Annotated in this window: 13 protein-coding genes; 11 read left to right on the forward strand and 2 right to left on the reverse strand. The window is 55.9% G+C overall.

The window, feature by feature from the left end; genetic code table 11:
- Positions 1-61: 61 nt before the first annotated feature.
- Positions 62-1,282, reverse strand: a complete 1,221-nt coding sequence (locus ACEQ15_RS17555; RefSeq protein ID WP_370280552.1) for an MFS transporter — start codon at positions 1,280-1,282, stop codon at positions 62-64.
- A 95-nt stretch (positions 1,283-1,377) separates the two neighbouring features.
- On the opposite strand from ACEQ15_RS17555, the gene ACEQ15_RS17560 reads away from it, so the two are divergent.
- The 4 genes from ACEQ15_RS17560 to ACEQ15_RS17575 all read left to right on the forward strand — a co-directional run bounded on the left by ACEQ15_RS17560 (position 1,378) and on the right by ACEQ15_RS17575 (position 4,687).
- Positions 1,378-2,250, forward strand: coding sequence for a LysR family transcriptional regulator (locus ACEQ15_RS17560; RefSeq protein WP_370280554.1), 873 nt, complete (start codon positions 1,378-1,380; stop codon positions 2,248-2,250).
- Positions 2,251-2,292: 42 nt separating this feature from the next.
- Entirely contained in the window at positions 2,293-2,571 is a 279-nt protein-coding gene (locus ACEQ15_RS17565) for a pyrimidine/purine nucleoside phosphorylase (RefSeq protein ID WP_370280555.1), read from the forward strand.
- A 270-nt stretch (positions 2,572-2,841) separates the two neighbouring features.
- Positions 2,842-4,074, forward strand: coding sequence for a phosphoglycerate dehydrogenase (gene serA / locus ACEQ15_RS17570; RefSeq protein ID WP_370280556.1), 1,233 nt, complete (start codon positions 2,842-2,844; stop codon positions 4,072-4,074).
- A 178-nt stretch (positions 4,075-4,252) separates the two neighbouring features.
- Positions 4,253-4,687 (forward strand): host attachment protein, encoded by a 435-nt coding sequence (locus tag ACEQ15_RS17575; protein ID WP_282352711.1) that lies wholly within the window; start codon positions 4,253-4,255, stop codon positions 4,685-4,687.
- A gap of 54 nt (positions 4,688-4,741) precedes the next feature.
- Here ACEQ15_RS17575 and ACEQ15_RS17580 read toward each other — a convergent pair whose 3' ends face one another.
- Positions 4,742-5,707, reverse strand: a complete 966-nt coding sequence (locus tag ACEQ15_RS17580; protein WP_370280557.1) for an alpha/beta hydrolase — start codon at positions 5,705-5,707, stop codon at positions 4,742-4,744.
- Positions 5,708-5,834: 127 nt separating this feature from the next.
- Between ACEQ15_RS17580 and ACEQ15_RS17585 the strand changes: the two genes are divergently transcribed.
- From ACEQ15_RS17585 to ACEQ15_RS17615, 7 genes are all read left to right on the forward strand, one after another.
- Positions 5,835-6,245, forward strand: coding sequence for an acyl-CoA thioesterase (locus tag ACEQ15_RS17585; RefSeq protein ID WP_370280558.1), 411 nt, complete (start codon positions 5,835-5,837; stop codon positions 6,243-6,245).
- A 205-nt stretch (positions 6,246-6,450) separates the two neighbouring features.
- Complete coding sequence (locus ACEQ15_RS17590) at positions 6,451-8,628, forward strand: malate synthase G (RefSeq protein ID WP_370280559.1); 2,178 nt, start codon at positions 6,451-6,453, stop codon at positions 8,626-8,628.
- Between the two features lie 148 nt (positions 8,629-8,776).
- Positions 8,777-9,220, forward strand: a complete 444-nt coding sequence (locus tag ACEQ15_RS17595; RefSeq protein ID WP_370280560.1) for a hypothetical protein — start codon at positions 8,777-8,779, stop codon at positions 9,218-9,220.
- A 16-nt stretch (positions 9,221-9,236) separates the two neighbouring features.
- Positions 9,237-10,073, forward strand: a complete 837-nt coding sequence (locus ACEQ15_RS17600) for an NAD-dependent protein deacetylase (RefSeq protein WP_370280561.1) — start codon at positions 9,237-9,239, stop codon at positions 10,071-10,073.
- Positions 10,074-10,241: 168 nt separating this feature from the next.
- Positions 10,242-12,203 (forward strand): hypothetical protein, encoded by a 1,962-nt coding sequence (locus tag ACEQ15_RS17605; RefSeq protein ID WP_370280562.1) that lies wholly within the window; start codon positions 10,242-10,244, stop codon positions 12,201-12,203.
- A gap of 50 nt (positions 12,204-12,253) precedes the next feature.
- Positions 12,254-15,184 carry a GNA1162 family protein gene (locus ACEQ15_RS17610; protein ID WP_370280564.1) on the forward strand — a complete coding sequence of 977 codons (2,931 nt, stop codon included), beginning with the start codon at positions 12,254-12,256 and terminating at the stop codon, positions 15,182-15,184.
- Positions 15,185-15,364: 180 nt separating this feature from the next.
- A complete protein-coding gene (locus ACEQ15_RS17615) occupies positions 15,365-17,053 on the forward strand; it encodes an EAL domain-containing protein (protein WP_370280565.1) in 1,689 nt (562 codons plus the stop codon).
- Positions 17,054-17,228: the final 175 nt, after the last annotated feature.

The raw sequence follows: 17,228 nt of genomic DNA on the forward strand, positions 1-17,228 counted from the left end.
CGGAAACGCAAAAAGGCCCGTGCGATACAACGCAACAGGCCAGGGATCAGATTAAGGGGGGTTAAGCAGGGTGCGCCTGCAAATGACGCTTATCCTGCAGCAGCAACCAAAGAGACAGGCTTAAAGTTATCCCCAAGACGAAAACCGATCCGGTCACCACCCCGGACCAGCCGGCCCACTGCCAGAACGGATCCAGATAAAAACCACCACAGCTGGCGCCCAGGTAGTAGAACACCAGATACAGTGAGTTTGCGCTGGCCCGAGCATGGGGGGCGGCGCGACTGACCCAACCGCTGGCCGAGGAGTGCGCGAGGAAGAATCCAAAACTGTTCAGCAGGAAACCGAAAATAATTCCCACCAGACTAGGTAGCAGGGTCACCAGTGAACCGCAGATCAGCACACCAATGCCCAGTGCAATGACCAGCGGTTGCGGCAGGTACTGAGCGATTTTGCCGGAAAATGCAGAGCCCAGCGTGCCACTCAGGTAGGTGAGGAACAGCATACCCAATAGGGATGCGGGAAGATTATAAGGCGCATCCGCAAGCACAAAGGTGATGTAGCTGTACTGGTTGATAAAGATAAAGAAGTTAAAGCCGCCGATCAGGTACGCCGCCAGCAACAGGGGATTGCGTAGATGCCCCAGCAGGTCACGCCCCATCGCCAGCGGGTGCAGCGACTGGGCTTTAAAGCGGCGCGAAGGCGGCAGCAACAGCGCAAACACCAACAAGCCCAGCACACTCAGCAACGTCATCACTTCAAATGCCGCCGACCAGCCCAGCCAGTCACCGACAAAGCCACCGATCAGGCGACCGCTGATGCCCCCCAGCGTATTACCGCTGATATACACACCCACCGCGATTAACAGTGCCTTTTTGCTGTATTCGTCACCCATGTAGGCAATTGCAATCGCTGGCAGGCCACCCATCAGAAAGCCTTGCAGGCCCCGCAATATAAGCAACGTAGAGTAATCATGGGTTTGGGAGAGCAGCAGGGTGATCAGAGCAGTGCCGCCAATACTGAGGATCATCAAGCCACGCCGACCAATCGCATCCGACAACGGCCCATACACGAGCAACGACAGCCCCAGTGTCAGCGTAGAAACGGTAAAACTCCAACCCGCTTCCAGCGCATTCACCTCGAACTCCTGCGCCAGCATTGGCAACAGCGGCTGGGTCAGGTAGAGGTTGGCAAAAATGATATAGGACCCCACACACAGGGCCAGCGTCGCGCGCCAGAACAAGCCACTGCCGCTTTCAATCGCGGTGTCGTTTCGCTGTGACATATATCCTCCCAGGTTCTGGCGGGAAGATTAGCAGCCCCCTAATGATCATAAAAATATATACTTCTTATCATTCAGATAATTTTTATTGATCAACCATGGATATCAAACCACTGCGCTACTTTCAGGCGATCGCCGAGGCCAACAGCTTTACCAAAGCGGCGGAACGGCTGCATGTGGCGCAACCGGCCATCAGCATGGCCATCAAGAAACTGGAGGCGGAACTGGACCTCACCCTCTTCCACCGCCACGAACGCCAAATCAGCCTGACCGACGAAGGCAAGGTATTGCTGCAACACAGCCGCCGCATCCTGCAGGCGATCGACGATGCCCGCTTGGAAATGGAAGAGCTTAAGGGCCTGACCAAAGGCGAGGTCCGTATTGGCATTCCCAGCATGCTGGGGTCCTACCATTTCCCGCCGATCCTAATGGCGTTCCGCCACCGTTACCCGGATCTGGACCTGGCCGTGATCGAAGGTGGCACCTGGCAGCTGCAACAGATGCTGGAACGCGGCGAACTGGACCTGGCGATCATCGTGGCAGAGTTTCTCCCCGAGGAATTGCAGGCGATCACCTTCCTGCGCGAACAGATGTTGGTAACTGTAGCCCGCGATCATCCATTGGCGACCCAAGAGAGCGTTAGTTTCGACGACTTTTTTAATGAAGAGTTGGTGATGTTCAAAGAGGGTTATTTCCACCGCAAAATCGTTGACCGTATGGCAGCCACCGCCGGACGCGATCCCAACATCAGCTTTGAAACCAACCTGATTCCACTGATCAAGGCGATTGTGAAACAGGGCTTTGGTATCAGCACCCTGCTGGGCATGGTGATCGAGGAGGACCCGGAACTGATCGGCCTTCCCTTCAGTGATCCGGTCTGGCTAGACCTCTCCATCGCCTGGCGCCGGGACGGCTACCTCTCCCGCGCCAACCAGGCCTTCGTCGATTTTCTGCTGGAACAGAGCCGGTAGCCGCTCTATTATGCTGGCCAGCATTATTAGAGGACGGAAGAAATGAACGTAAACGAATACTTCGACGGCAACGTCAAATCGATCGGTTTTGAAAACAACGAAGGTCGCGTAACTGCTGGTGTGATGGCACCGGGCGAATACGAGTTTGGCACCAGCGAAAACGAACTGATGAAAGTGGTTTCCGGCGAGCTGATCGTTAAGCTGCCAGGCGAAGAGGAATTCAAAGCGTACCCAACCGGTACTGAATTTAAAGTCGCGGCTAACCAGAGCTTCCAGCTGAAGGTTGAGCAGGCGACTGCTTACCTGTGCTTCTACGGCTGATCGGACACTCTTTGATCACCGCTGTCAGGCCAGTTTCACGCTGGCCTGATTACTATTTAAACCAATTCCTTCCCTGCTTCTTCTCTGCAATTCAGGATTTCCTGTAGCTTATCTCACATTATCTTGAATATTTTTCCGGCAAATCCAGACTTAGCCGCGACCTTTTCATGTGACGCTGTGCTAATATTGCTGTCCTGATTTTTTAGGCCGATTGACCCCGGCGGACGAAGCACTACAGCCACTCCGCCCACATACGAGAGTAAGCAGAAGATGAGCCCAATTACTTCTCTTGAAAAGAGCAAGATTAAAATTCTGCTGCTGGAAGGTGTGCACCAGTCTGCCGTTGATACCCTCAACGCGCAAGGCTACAGCAACATTGAATACCTGAAAGGCGCCCTGCCTGAAGAAGAACTGATCGAAAAGATCAAAGACGTTCACTTCATCGGTATTCGTTCCCGCAGTCAGCTGACAGAAAAAGTATTCGACGCAGCCGAAAAACTGGTTGCTGTGGGTTGTTTCTGCATTGGCACCAACCAGGTGAACCTGGCCGCAGCCACAGAGCGCGGTGTAGCAGTATTTAATGCCCCATACTCCAACACCCGTTCCGTAGCTGAGCTGGTACTGGCAGAAGCGATCCTGCTGCTGCGTGGCGTTGCCGAGAAGAACGCTAAAGCGCACCGTGGTGAGTGGCAGAAATCCGCTGTAAAATCCTACGAAATCCGTGGCAAAAAGCTGGGCATCGTGGGTTACGGCAGCATCGGTTCCCAGTTGAGTGTTCTGGCTGAATCTCTGGGTATGGAAGTTTTCTTCTACGATGTTGTTACCAAACTGCCTCTGGGTAACGCATCTCAGGTAGCGTCCATGCAGGAGCTGCTGAACATGTGTGACGTGATCTCTCTGCACGTTCCAGAAACAGCATCCACCAAGGACCTGATGGGCGAAGAAGAGTTCTCTCAGATGAAAGAGGGTTCTATCTTCCTGAACGCCGCTCGCGGCACCGTCGTAGACATCGACGCCCTGTGTGGCGCGCTGGCTTCCGGTCGCCTGCTAGGTGCTGCGGTTGACGTATTCCCGGTTGAGCCACGCACCAACAAGGATGAGTTCATCTCTCCTCTGCGTGAATTCGACAACGTGATCCTGACCCCACACGTGGGTGGTTCCACTATGGAAGCACAGGAAAACATCGGTTACGAAGTGGCTGAAAAGCTGGCCAAGTACAGCGACAACGGTACCTCCATCACTTCCGTGAACTTCCCGGAAGTAGCGCTGCCGGAACACGCAAACGCGCACCGTTTGCTGCACGTTCACCGCAACGTACCGGGCGTACTGACTGCGATCAACACCATCTTCTCCGAGAACAACATCAACATCTCTGGTCAGTACCTGCAGACCAACGACAAGGTGGGTTATGTTGTAATCGACGTGGAAGCTGAACGCTCCCAGATCGCGATCGATAAGATCCGAGAGGTTGAAGGTACCATCCGCGTACGTCGCCTGTTCTGATCCCGCACCTCAATGAGCAGCCCTCCCGGGCTGCTCATGCTTCCTCCTTCCCGCACGACTATACTTTTCACAGGCATTCACTGTTCTCCGACGCCCAGTTGGACGCTCAGTTCGGACCCGACAAGTCCGTTGCTGAAACTCCGTGATTAACCCTCCCCGTCATAGCAGGAGGTTTGTTATGAACAACACTTGGGTACTCGTGGCCGATAAAGGCCATGCTCGCTTCTTTTCCGTGGATGGCCCGACCAGTCCTTTGATCGAGGAAGAAGACCTGATCCATCAGCAAAGCAGGATGCGTGAACGCGAACTGATCAGCGATTCTCCCGGTAAGAGTTCCGGTGTCGCCGGAATGGGGCGCCACCCTATGACCAAAGAGAACGAAGCGCGCAATCAGGAGGCAATTCACTTTGCCCGCGAGATCAGCGATAAACTCGCCGATGCTCAGCAGCAAGGACTCAGAAAGCTGTATGTTGTCAGCGATCCGGGATTTCTCGGTACCCTCCGTCGGAAAATGCCTAGCCAGCTGCGCCGTCTGGTAACTGCAGAGATCGATAAAAACCTGGCAGGTCTGGCCACTGACGAAATCAGGCAACATCTGCCCCGATACTTATAAATAGAAACGGCAATTAAAAAGAAACTCGCCTGCGTCAGAGAACAGTGATCCGCCCTACCCCGATACCTCGGCCGGACTTTCCAGCAAGCCTGACAGTACCTGGTCAATCACCGCAAATGCCTGATTCCGATATTTCGGACTTTCATTTACCAAGTGGTGACGTGCACCTTCGATCAGCTCTACCTTCAGCTGTGGATAAGCCCGCATCAACACCCGCAGGTTGTGGTGCCAGTCCACCGTGCCGTCACTCATCCCCTGAATACAGGTCACAGCCCCCAAGCGGGGCTCCGCATTTTCAATGAAATCCGCCCAGCTTTGCATTGCAGCGATCCAGCTCAGCGGTATTTCGCCATGCTGCATCGGATCAGTTTTACGCAGAAAGCGCAGGAAGGCGGCGTCGTGGGAGTTGGCGGTATAACGGCGTGGTACCTGATTAAGGAAATGCTTAAGCATATGAAACTGACGCCGGATCGCACGCCACAGGGCAGGCCGAACCAACGGTGCCAGAAAAATACGCTGATCGACTATACGCTGATTCCCGATCAACCACTCATGGGCGCTGATCACCGCCGCACCGGTACTCTGCCCGATCAGGATCAGCGGTAAGTCAGACTCCGGCAGACGCTGCAGCACTGCATCCAGCTGATGGGCATAGACATCAAAGTTGTCCACCGCTAGAGGTTCCCCCCCGGACAGCCCATGCCCGGCCAGGTCAAAGATATACACCTCCACGTGTTGATCCACCAAGTGTCTGACCAGATGGCCATACAGCCCCATGTGATCCATGTAACCGTGGCACACAACAGCAGTTGCCAGTGCACCCGATAAGGGTCGATAGTGCTGCAAACAGAAATCATAGCCGGGCATCGCTACCCGACCGATTCGGTGATGGGTGTGGGCGAGCAGGTCCTGCTGCTGATATTGACGCAGATAGGTCAGGAGAAGGTCGTGGGACACCGGATGTTCTGCCGCCATCTCCCATGGCAGCAGCTGACGGATAAAATGTTCCCTGTTAAACATTGAGATACCTCCCTGAACGCAACACCTTCCATCAGTCTAGTCCACCTTACGTTTGGCACATTCCACCGCGCTGCAAAAGCACGTATGTTGAAGCCTCAGAGTTAACAGTGATCCACGGAGCACCGCGATGTCAGAGATTCATGGGAACAAGATCTACAGCTGCCGGATTCCGGTGCGCTGGGGTGATATGGACGCCTACGGCCATGTGAATAACGCCCTGTATATGCGTTATCTGGAGGAAGCCCGTGTACAGCTGCTGGCGGAACTGGGCGCCAAGATGGACGGCAATGGCATCGACCCGGTAGTGATCAATGTGGGCTGCACCTTCCTAAAACCGGTCACCTACCCAGATACCCTGCGCATCGACTGCTATGTCGCGGACCCGGGCCGTTCCAGCTTTATGACCTACTATCAGCTGTTTTCCGAGAGCGATCCGGAAACTCCGGTCAGCGAAGGCTACTCCAAGGTGGTATGGATGGACCATAACAGCGGCCGCTCCGTACCTCTGCCAGACTATATACGTAAACACCTGGACTAGGCTGACAAGCCCGCCACATCGGGCATGTAGCCGGGTACGACTAAACTTCAATCTTTCTCATACTTTAGATGGGAAAGGGGCGACATCGCGGCATTTTTCCGTTACTGTTGCAATGCACAATGCTCACTGAGCAAATAATACACACAATACGGTTCACGGCTGCCTCGCTCCGGGACCGATACATATACAATTGAGGCAATACATTATGAGTCAAAGGGTACAGACCGGCGGCCTTCAGGTCGCAGAGGATCTATACAACTTCATCAACAACGAAGCACTGCCTGAAACCGGCGTGGATGCAGACCAGTACTGGGCGGCATTCGATGCGATCGTTCACGACCTGGCACCACGCAACCGTGAGCTGCTGGCGAAACGTGACGATATCCAGGCACAGATCGACAGCTGGCACAAAGAACGCAAAGGCCAGGCGTTTGATCTGGAAGCTTACAAAGCATTCCTGACCGAGATCGGCTACCTGCTGCCGGAAGGTCCGGACTTCACTGCAGAAACCAGCAACGTTGACCCGGAAATGGCTACCATGGCCGGTCCACAGCTGGTAGTACCAGTGATGAATGCACGTTTTGCGCTGAACGCAGCAAACGCGCGCTGGGGCAGCCTGTATGACGCCCTGTACGGCACCGATGCGGTCTCCGAAGAGGGCGGCGCAGAGAAAACCGGCGGTTACAACCCAGCCCGTGGTGCCAAGGTAATTGAATTCGCGCGCAACTTCCTCGACGAAGCGGCGCCGCTGGCCAACGGTTCCCACAAGGATTCCGCGGGTTACAGCGTCAAAAATGGCGCACTGGTTGTTGCCATGCGCGACGGCGGTGAAACCACCCTGGCTGACAGCGACAAGCTGGTCGGTTACACCGGCAATGAAGCGTCTCCAACCTCCATCCTGTTCAAGAACAACGGCCTGCACTTCGAACTGCAGATCGATCGCGACAGCCAGATCGGTAAAGACGACGCTGCGGGCGTGAAAGATATCCAGATGGAATCCGCGCTGACCACCATCATGGACTGCGAAGACTCCGTGGCTGCGGTAGACGCCCCAGACAAAGTGCTGGCGTACCGCAACTGGCTGGGCCTGATCAAAGGCACCCTGAGCGAAGAAGTCTCCAAGGGCGGCAAGAGCTTCACCCGTACCATCAACGGCGACCGTGAATTTACTGCGCTGGACGGTTCCGACCTCGCACTGAAAGGTCGCAGCCTGATGTTCGTACGTAACGTTGGCCACCTGATGACCAACCCGGCGATCTTGGACAAAGACGGCAACGAAGTACCGGAAGGCATCATGGATGCGCTGGTAACCACGCTGATCTCCATCCACGACCTGAAGGGCAACGGCAAGTTCAGCAACACCACCACCGGTTCTGTGTACATCGTTAAGCCGAAGATGCACGGTCCGGAGGAAGTGGCGTTCGCCAACGAACTGTTCGGTCGCGTCGAAGACGGCCTGGGCCTGGAACGCTTCACCGTGAAGCTGGGCATCATGGACGAAGAGCGTCGCACCACCGTAAACCTGAAAGAGTGTATCCGCGCGGCTAAACAGCGCGTGGTATTCATCAACACCGGCTTCCTTGATCGTACCGGTGACGAGATCCACACCTCCATGGAAGCAGGTCCGATGATCCGCAAAGGCGACATGAAAGCGTCTGCCTGGATCGCAGCATACGAGAACTGGAACGTGGACAACGGTCTGGCCTGTGGTCTGAGCGGTCGTGCCCAGATCGGTAAAGGTATGTGGCCGATTCCGGATCAGATGGCGAACATGCTGGAAGCGAAGATCGGCCACCCGATGTCCGGTGCCAACACCGCATGGGTTCCGTCTCCGACTGCCGCGACCCTGCACGCCCTGCACTACCACAAGGTAGACGTATTTGCCCGTCAGGGTGAGATCAAGTCCCGCGACCGTGCATCTCTGGATGACATCCTGACCATCCCGGTTGAGCCAAACCCAAGCTGGACTGCCGAAGAGATTCAGAACGAACTGGACAACAACGCACAGGGTATCCTGGGTTACGTTGTGCGCTGGGTCGACCAGGGCGTAGGTTGCTCCAAAGTGCCTGACATCAACGATGTAGGCCTGATGGAAGACCGTGCGACGCTGCGTATCTCCAGCCAGCACATCGCCAACTGGCTGCACCACGGCATCTGCTCTAAGGAGCAGGTGATGGAAACCATGCAGCGCATGGCTTCTGTGGTAGACCGTCAGAACGAAGGTGATGCCCTGTACCGTCCGATGGCCGCAGACTTCGATGGCAGCGTAGCCTTCCAGGCTGCATGCGAGCTGGTATTCGACGGCTGTGCACAGCCAAGCGGTTACACTGAGCCGGTTCTGCACCGTCGCCGTCTGGAAGCAAAAGCCAAATTCGGAGCATAAAGAGTTCGGCGTTTAATCGCCAAATCCTCCCAAAACCGCGCCCCGGCGCGGTTTTTTTGTGCCCGGCACAATCCGGCCCAGCAACTCCCTGAACTATGCTTGGAGTAGGCATAACAACACTTATGGCAATATGCTTAGCACATCAGAAATGCTTGCCTGGCTACTGCAGGCACTGGAAGAAGCCGCAGCGCAGAAGCAGTTCTTGCAACTGGAGCCCCCTCTTTTTCTCTACCACCGCGGCGTATACAGCAACGCAGCGAGTATCTGGACCAAGAATCCCAAAGCACTTCAGGCACAAGCGGGCCGTTTTGATATCTGCGCTCAACTCAGCGACAGTCTTTGCCTCTTAGTCCTCAATAAACAGCAATGGCAGGACCTGTGCCAGCATCTGGCGATCGAAGTCAGCAACACAGCCACAAGCCTCAACCAACTGTGCGAGCTGCTCAACAGCAGCAACCTGGAGCTGCCTACGCAGTTACAGGGGTTTGCCTGCAACGGTGGTAACTCAACAACAGCGCCGTTTATGCTGCTGTTCAATCCACTACGGAATCTGCAGCTGTACGATATCCAGGACCTTTTGCCTGACAGCTGATCCCCGGCTGGTTATCATGGACGCCATGAACAGCATCAAGCGCCCCACCTCACTCGCCCAGTTTATCGAACAGCACCCACGCCTGTTCATACTCACCGGTGCCGGTATCAGCACGGACTCCGGTATCCCGGACTACCGCGATAAAGAGGGCAACTGGAAGCGTAAACAACCGGTGCAGCACAAGGCGTTTATGGACGATTACGCCGTACGCCAGCGCTACTGGGCGCGCAGCCTGATCGGCTGGCCGGTGATTCGTGATGCCCAGCCCGGCAGTGCACACCATGCCCTGGTGCAGTTGGAACAGCGCGGTAATATCCACCAGCTCGTCACCCAAAACGTTGACCGCCTACACCAAAGTGCCGGTAGCCAGCAGGTGATCGATCTGCATGGCCGCTCCGATCAGGTACGCTGTATGGGCTGTGGCCAACTATCCCCCCGCGATGAGATCCACCAGCGCTCTGCCCTGGCAAATCCCTACTTCACCAATCTGACAGCTACGGCCGCACCGGATGGTGACGCGGACCTGGAGAATGTCGACTTTAGCCAATTTCACGTTCCCGACTGTCAAAGCTGTGGCGGCATCCTCAAACCCGATGTGGTGTTTTTTGGTGATAACGTCCCAAAGGAACGGGTACTGAGCGCCCTGGATAAACTTCAGCAATCCGACGGGCTGCTGGTGATCGGCTCCTCCCTGATGGTGTATTCCGGCTTTCGTTTCTGCCGCCGCGCCCACGAATGGGACATTCCGATCTGTGCCCTCAATCAGGGTAAAACCCGCGCTGACGACCTGCTGAGCCTGAAGCTGGATGATGCGATTGCGCCAACTCTGGCCTCCACCCTCAATCAACTCTGACCTCCAGCATTCTGCGATAAATCCCTACTTGAGAAAGTCGCAACCACGCCGATAAAAAGCCCCAAAGCTGAATGAGCCCGGCGGGTACCCAACGGTAATATATGTACCCCGTCTCATCTGCTATTCTTGAGCCTCTGTTGTATGGAATGGATAAGGAAGAAGTTGGGGATGAGTCTGAGTAATCGCTGGAAAAGCACGCATGTAAAAGGTCTGACACTGGGCCTGACTGCCACCCTGCTTGTTGCCTGTGGCAACAACATCAAACCTATCTCTGACGCTGACATTCAGGCCGCCGTTTCTAACGCGGAGCTGACCAGCCTGTACCAGCAGATTCAGGCCGACCTGGCTAAATCACCGGACAACACAACCCTGCAAGGCTCCCTGCAGAAGGTAGGCCAAGCCCTGGCGCAGCGTGAGCTGAGCCGCCTGGATCAGCGGATTGCCAATCTGAGCAACGCTGAAGGTATCCTGCCGCAAAGTGCCGAGCAGAGCCTGCGCCTGGAGCTGCAGCCCCTGCAACAATGGGATGCGGCCAGCTACCAGCAGGCCCAGCAGCGCCTGCAAAGCGAAAGCGAAAAACGCAACGCACGGGTTGAGCAGCTCACCCAATTGATTGCCGATACCAGTGCCGCGGAACCCGCACTGCGTTTTGATACATCTGCCGCTATTTTTGACCTCGACGGCAAGGGTGAGATGCACGCAGCGCGCAACCAGCAGCTACTCTCAGAGAGTCTGATCCAGGCCGACAACCTGTACAACAACGCCCAATATCAAGCATCCGCCGACCTGCTCGCCATACTGGTTAAATACCAGCCGTCTGATGAGCTGGAAGAGCGCATCAGCAATACCCGCTTCAAAGCCAGCCTGCAGTCACTCAAGGAATACCAACAGGCTGGAGACGTCGACAGCATCTACCGCACCGTACTGATGCTGGCCGATACCTATAGCGATCCACGCCAGCGGATACAGCTCGAGTCATACGCTGTCGAACTCATGCAGTACTACAACCTGATGGCGCAGACCGCGATCAGCGAAGAAGACCTGCAAACCGCCTACAACCACTTGATTCGTTCCCGCGCAGTCAGCAAGCTGGTGCCTCTGGAAGAGATTGATACCAGCGCCAGCAGCGAGTTCCTCAGCCAGATCTACCTGAACGCCCGCGACGCATACGAAAACAACCAACCTGCACTCGCCTTTGCGTATCTGCAGATCATGACCGACTTCGATGAGGTCACCCCAGAGCACCAGGCGATGCTGCAGAACAGCGAGAAGCAGCTGTACGATCGCAGTGTGATTAAGCTGGCGGCCAGCCAGTTCGACAGTCCGAGCAATGCACCGGGCCTGGGTGCTTTAATCACTGCCGCACTGGTGGAGTACTTCGTTAATGCAGACCGCAAAGATATCCGTATTCTGGAGCGGGACAGCATCGACAGCGTGCTCAAGGAGCAGGAAATCAAAGCACTCAGCGAAGGTGGCGAGATCAACCTTAGCAGTGCCGATTTCCTGGTTCAGGGTGCCGTACTGGAAGCCAATGTCGACGAATCCAGTCAGCAAACCCGCCGCACCAAACGGGTGGTCACTGAATTGGAAACCGCGCCGAACCCGGAGTTCCAGCGCTGGCAGCAACTGAGCGAAAGCGCCCGCGCCGAGCAACCACGTCCGTTGGCAACCATCGAGAAGGAGTTGAAGGAAAACGTCTCCTTTAACGTGACCGAACACCGTAAATTGGGCAGCGTGACCACGTCCTTCCGCATCATCAACCCGGACAACGCCAAACTGTTGCACGCCGAAACCCTGTCTGCCGAACAGCGCCACACTGGCAGCAGCATTGAAGGGCTGGAGATCGGTCTGTACCAGCAACCGGCCCAGACCGCCGACCTGCCCGCCAACCAGAAGATCCTGCGTACCCTGACCCAGGAGCAGGCAACCGAGATTGCCGAAAAACTGGTGGCGCAACTGCAGAACCCTGAAGAGCGCTACCTGGCCCAGTCGCAGATTCTGCAAGCGGCCGGTAATAACCGCAGCGCCGTCACCGAGCTGGGTAAGGCGATCATGCTGCGCAAAGCTAAAGCGGAACCAACAGAAGAACAACTACAGCTACTGAAGTCGATCGCACTGCAGGTACAGTGATTCCGCACCTCAAGTCTTCAGAGAATTCGGATCTATAAGGAGCTCCACCCATGTTCCGCGTAAAACGCCTACTCAGCACCGCCCTGATACTGTTGGGTAGTTTCAGTGGGGCTGCCTTCAGTGCAGAGGACAACCAAGGCGTGTTGGAACAGCTCAGCAACAACGCCGTTGTAAATACCCTCACCGACAACCAGGCGGTTAACGGTGTACGCAACGCCTTGGGCATCGCTGCGGAGAAAACCAAAAAACTGATTGGCATTGCGGACATGCCAAAACGGATTGCCGTCCTGCCCGCTACCGGCCAGGGGGAGGAAAGCGAGCGTCAGGACATCAGTCACGCCCTGCACAACACCCTTGGCACCAGTAATTTCAGCCTGATCAAACCCCATCTGGTGGAGCATGGCCTCAACCGGATCGAGGTGAAGCATGGCCAGCACTACAGCAAACTGCCACCAAACCTGGTTGCGCATGAGCTGGGGGTAGACGGTCTGCTGTTCGTGAACGTGGACAAAATCGACAAGGTCTACGCCGCCGCTTACGCCCACTATGAGATCACAGTCACCGCCCGCCTCTACGACGCCAAGAAGCAGAAAGAGGTGTGGCAGCATCAGGACGCCATTATCGAGCGCGAGGGGGGGCTGTCGCTGAACCCGCTGGGCATTATTGCCACCGCCGTGACCTCTGCCGACGTGTTGTCTGAGGCCACCCGTCTGCAGATCATCGACCAGCTGGCACGAAAGTTCTCTGCGGTCATCCCGGAGCCTGAGGGCCAAAACACCCTATCTCCTCCGGCTATCCGACTGGCGATTTCCAACGCCACTGAAGGTCCGTTCCGTGCCGGGGATGAGCTTAAGGTACTGATGGAAGCGGAACCCGCCCTGATAAGTGAATTCACCCTGACCGGAAAAGCGCCGGTGGAGATGATCGAGCAGAGCCCGGGTAACTACATCGGTCGCTACGTGGTGCAACCGGGTGACGAACTGGAAGATGCGGTGGTGGAGATCAGTGCGATCCGCGCCAATGACAAAGCCCGCACGTTCTGGCGCGTGTCTGGGCGCATCCAGTTTGATACCCAGAAACCTGTCCCTCTGCAGCAACTTAAAGGCCGCGCGTCGGCACAGGGCATCCAGCTCAGCTGGCAAAGCCAGCAGGACGGGGGCAGTGCCATCAGCTACCAGATTGAACGTGCGGACATCAGCGACGGCCAATACCAGCCCATCGCCGAAACCGCAATCAACAGCTTCCTCGATAAAGACGCGGCACTGGAACACACCTACGTCTACCGCGTAACCCCCCAGGATGCCGCAAAGAACCGTGGGGCAGGAGCCACCGTGACAACTGCCCTGGTGAAACCCGGCCCAACCCCGGTCAGCGGCACCTTGCATACGCAACAATACTGGTCGGCGCTGGGCAGTCCGTACCAGATCAGCGGCGAATTGGTGATCGGCCCTGCTGCGGAACTCAGCGTTGAACCGGGCACCATCATCGAATTCGCCCCCGACAGCCGTCTGAAAGCGCTGGGGCAACTGAACCTGCGCGGGCAGGAATATTCCAGCATCGCCATCAACGGCGACAGTTTTGCGATCGCGTTGCACAACAGCAACAGCAGCCTGCCCTGGCAGCAGGTGAAACTCTCAGCACAAAACGCCACGCTGCACCTGCACCAGGCCTCACTGGAGCTGCAGGACAGCAAACTTACAGGTCTGGATATCAGGGTCAACAACGGCAGTCACCTGCACCTGAATAACACCAGCCTGAGTGGCCATAAGACTGCAGTGCTGATCGACGGCGGCCAACTGCAGCTGCACAACAGTCTGATCAACAGCAGTCCGCTCGCGATCGAAGTCGACTCAATCCGCACCCAGCCGGTGATTAGTGCCACAGAAAGCCGCTTGGCGTACAACGAACAATATATCCACAGCAAACAGCCGCTTCAGATAGCCGGTATCTCCTTCGCCGACACCGACTACGAAGCCGTCATGGCAAAACTGCAGGGACCGGTTCAGATCGACTGGCAGTCACTTGATGCCGAAAACAACCTGGAGCTGGCCTGGTTGGCCGGTCGCTGGGAGAAACTCAGTCCCCATATCCAAAAACGGGACTGGAAAGGCGCACTCACTCTGCTGGAGGGTACCAGCAGTGAAAACGGCAAACGCATGCAGACCCTGTTTCGTTGGCTGGCGAGTGGCAAACTGCCGAAGCGCGAGCCCGGGGATGATTTTCTCTATCCGGTCTACAACGCCCTCAAGCACGGCAAGAAGCTGGATATCTGGCTGCAGAAGTTGCAGGTACCCAGCAACAGCACATTGATGTCGAGCGAACCGGTAGTGCTGCAGCAGGCCAAAGGCCGTTTCGCCCGCAGCTACCTGGCAGATCACTTCAATCAGCGCAAACGTGATCCCGCCTATAAAAAGGCCACCAAACTGCCGCTGCAAAAAGCAATCCTATCCAGCACCGTTGGCTACCGGCAGCAGCAGGGGCTGACCAGTAACATCTGGGTGATCCATACCCTGAACCGGGATCAACTGGAACACAACCTCAGCCTCGCTGGCCTTTTGCAACGCCAGCGCACCGATCTGCTGGTTGCCGTAGCTGTGGACGGCGAACAACCGCAAGGCGTTAAGCGCCAACTGTTCCGGTTGATGGATAAGCAGAATATCCCGTACATCGATCTGAGCAACGTCGGCCAGAACGCCCGCCTTGGCAAAGCCCGCAAGCAGAAGGCCGACCTGCTACTGACCGCACGCCTGGTGTCGGATGTCAGCACATCCAGCCTGACGGAAAACCTTAAGGTGGTGATCGCCGATCTTAATGTGAAACTCGAAGCAACCCGTGACGGCCAGATGCTGAACAACTACAACCGCGATACCCGCGTCACGGCCTTTAAGCAGAGCGATGGGGTAAACAAGGCGATCGACAAGACCTTTTCCAGCCTGCAGGAGCGGCTGCTGCTGGACGTATACAGCTACCAAGCCAATTGATCCGCGTACCGTAAATACAGCATCTGGCAACAAGGCTTAATGAACAAAGGCATAAACTCATAACTAAATCTGTTTAATAACTGTACAGCAGCCTGCTTTTTCGTCTACGCTAGCTAGGGGCTTTTGTCGACAATCTATTCCTGTTGGCATATAGCGATGCGCATACAAGGGAGGAGATGTATGGCGGCCGATCGCAAGGGAGCATTGATGCTCCTGATTGTACCGGTACTCAGCAGCCTGCTCATTACGCTGGCAGTGGCTGCTGCGTTGTTCAGTTATGAGCTGGAGATACGCAAAGAGTTGCGGCGTACCGCATTGGCGCAGAAAGCGATCACACTCACCGAACACCTCGATCAGAGCTTTACCGACGTGAACTTCGCCCTGATCGACAGCGCAAACCGGCCCATCGAATGCAACACCTCCCAGTTCCTCAACGCCCAACGCACGCTACTCACCCTTCCCCAAATCTCTGACCTGCGCTACGTTGACCGCTTCAACAACGTGCGCTGCAACAGCTGGCACAGCTTCGATCCACCTCTGAAACTGGACAGTCCCAATAGCCACAAAGGCCTTAACTTTAGCGGCCCGTTGATCATCGACGAGCACCCAGGCCCCGGTTTCCAGCTTTACCGCCACCATAAAGACGGCGGGAAGGTGCAGGCAATTATCCGCACCGCCTGGCTGAAGAGCGAAGTGAAGTTCTTCCATAACCCGTTGGGCTATATGGCGATTATAGACAGCGACAGTGGCGTACCCTTGGTGATCAACGGCAAGTACTCACTGCCACTCGCAGCCAACGGCATTCAGCTACCGATTAACGAACCCCAGAGCCACGAAGGCCTGCTCGACAACAGTCGCCAGCACTTCACCTATGCACAGCCCCTCCTGACGCAACCTCAGTTGAGTGTGATCATCAGCCAGGATCTGGAGAGCCTCTACCTGGGCATCTACCGATTTAACACCGAATGGTTGATCACCGGCTGTGCCGCCTTTGTTCTGCTGGTGCTGGTCAGCTTCCGTGTACAACGCCGCATTGTTGACCCGATCCGCCAGATCAAATCCGCCCTGGAGCGCAACGAGTTTTTTAACCTCTACCAGCCGCTGGTTTGCTCCAGCAGCGGTCGCACGGTCGGGTGCGAGGTTTTGATGCGTTGGCGCCACCCCTTTAAGGGCATGCTGCCACCCATGACCTTTATCCCACTGGCCGAGCAATCCGGCCTGATTAAGGCAATGACCCTACGCCAGATCGACCAGACGATCCGGGAGCTCGGTCCAGTACTGCAAAAAGATCCCCACTTTAAGATCAGCTTTAACATCTGCGCCAGCCACCTGACAGACCACCAGACCATCAACGGCATCCTCGATCGCGCGGTCTTTATTCCCGGCATGGTGCTGGAGATTACCGAGCATCAGGTAGTCGAACATACGGACGAACAAATTCAGCAGGCGCTACAGCAGCTGCGTAGCGCTGGCATCAAGATCGCCATCGACGACTTCGGCACCGGTTACTGCGGCCTGAACTACCTGAGCAGCCTGCCGATCGATATCCTGAAAGCCGATCGTAGCTTTGTCGCCGCCCTGGGCACCGACTCTATCAATGCTGACGTGCTGAGCACCATCTTTGATCTGACCCGCAAACTGGGCATGTCGGCGATCGCCGAGGGGGTGGAGAGAGAGGAGCAGGCAATCATCCTGAGTCAGATGGGCTTCGACCTGCAGCAGGGCTGGTTGCATGGCTACCCAATGAACGGACACGACTTCGTGCATCTGTGTAACAGAATGAAAAGTTGCCCACGTCAGAACCTGCCTGTAGCCGAAGAGAACTGTGAGCAAAGCTGCAGGCAAGCCGCTGAAACCGAGCCCGCTTAAGCCAGAAATTGCAGACACAAAAAAGGCAGCCCATGGGCCACTGCTGTCCCATAGTTTTTGATCATAAAGGGATCCTCAGTTGAGGATCCCTTTTTTGCTTATCTGGTGGCTCTGGATTTAATAGCTCAACCAGTGGTTTTCGCTCAAATAAACTCACCTGAAGTACCCGCATGAT

This window comes from Pontibacterium sp. (assembly GCF_964228735.1).
Lineage (GTDB): Bacteria > Pseudomonadota > Gammaproteobacteria > Pseudomonadales > Balneatricaceae > Pontibacterium.

What these genes read in the sequence shown, in the direction of transcription:
- ACEQ15_RS17595 (WP_370280560.1), top strand. Translation starts at nt 8,777, where the DNA reads ATGCTTGCCTGGCTACTGCAGGCACTGGAAGAAGCCGCAGCGCAGAAG.
- ACEQ15_RS17585 (WP_370280558.1), top strand. Translation starts at nt 5,835, where the DNA reads ATGTCAGAGATTCATGGGAACAAGATCTACAGCTGCCGGATTCCGGTG.
- ACEQ15_RS17555 (WP_370280552.1), bottom strand. Translation starts at nt 1,282, where the DNA reads ATGTCACAGCGAAACGACACCGCGATTGAAAGCGGCAGTGGCTTGTTC.
- ACEQ15_RS17590 (WP_370280559.1), top strand. Translation starts at nt 6,451, where the DNA reads ATGAGTCAAAGGGTACAGACCGGCGGCCTTCAGGTCGCAGAGGATCTA.
- ACEQ15_RS17615 (WP_370280565.1), top strand. Translation starts at nt 15,365, where the DNA reads ATGGCGGCCGATCGCAAGGGAGCATTGATGCTCCTGATTGTACCGGTA.
- ACEQ15_RS17605 (WP_370280562.1), top strand. Translation starts at nt 10,242, where the DNA reads ATGAGTCTGAGTAATCGCTGGAAAAGCACGCATGTAAAAGGTCTGACA.
- ACEQ15_RS17575 (WP_282352711.1), top strand. Translation starts at nt 4,253, where the DNA reads ATGAACAACACTTGGGTACTCGTGGCCGATAAAGGCCATGCTCGCTTC.
- serA (WP_370280556.1), top strand. Translation starts at nt 2,842, where the DNA reads ATGAGCCCAATTACTTCTCTTGAAAAGAGCAAGATTAAAATTCTGCTG.
- ACEQ15_RS17610 (WP_370280564.1), top strand. Translation starts at nt 12,254, where the DNA reads ATGTTCCGCGTAAAACGCCTACTCAGCACCGCCCTGATACTGTTGGGT.
- ACEQ15_RS17600 (WP_370280561.1), top strand. Translation starts at nt 9,237, where the DNA reads ATGGACGCCATGAACAGCATCAAGCGCCCCACCTCACTCGCCCAGTTT.
- ACEQ15_RS17565 (WP_370280555.1), top strand. Translation starts at nt 2,293, where the DNA reads ATGAACGTAAACGAATACTTCGACGGCAACGTCAAATCGATCGGTTTT.
- ACEQ15_RS17580 (WP_370280557.1), bottom strand. Translation starts at nt 5,707, where the DNA reads ATGTTTAACAGGGAACATTTTATCCGTCAGCTGCTGCCATGGGAGATG.
- ACEQ15_RS17560 (WP_370280554.1), top strand. Translation starts at nt 1,378, where the DNA reads ATGGATATCAAACCACTGCGCTACTTTCAGGCGATCGCCGAGGCCAAC.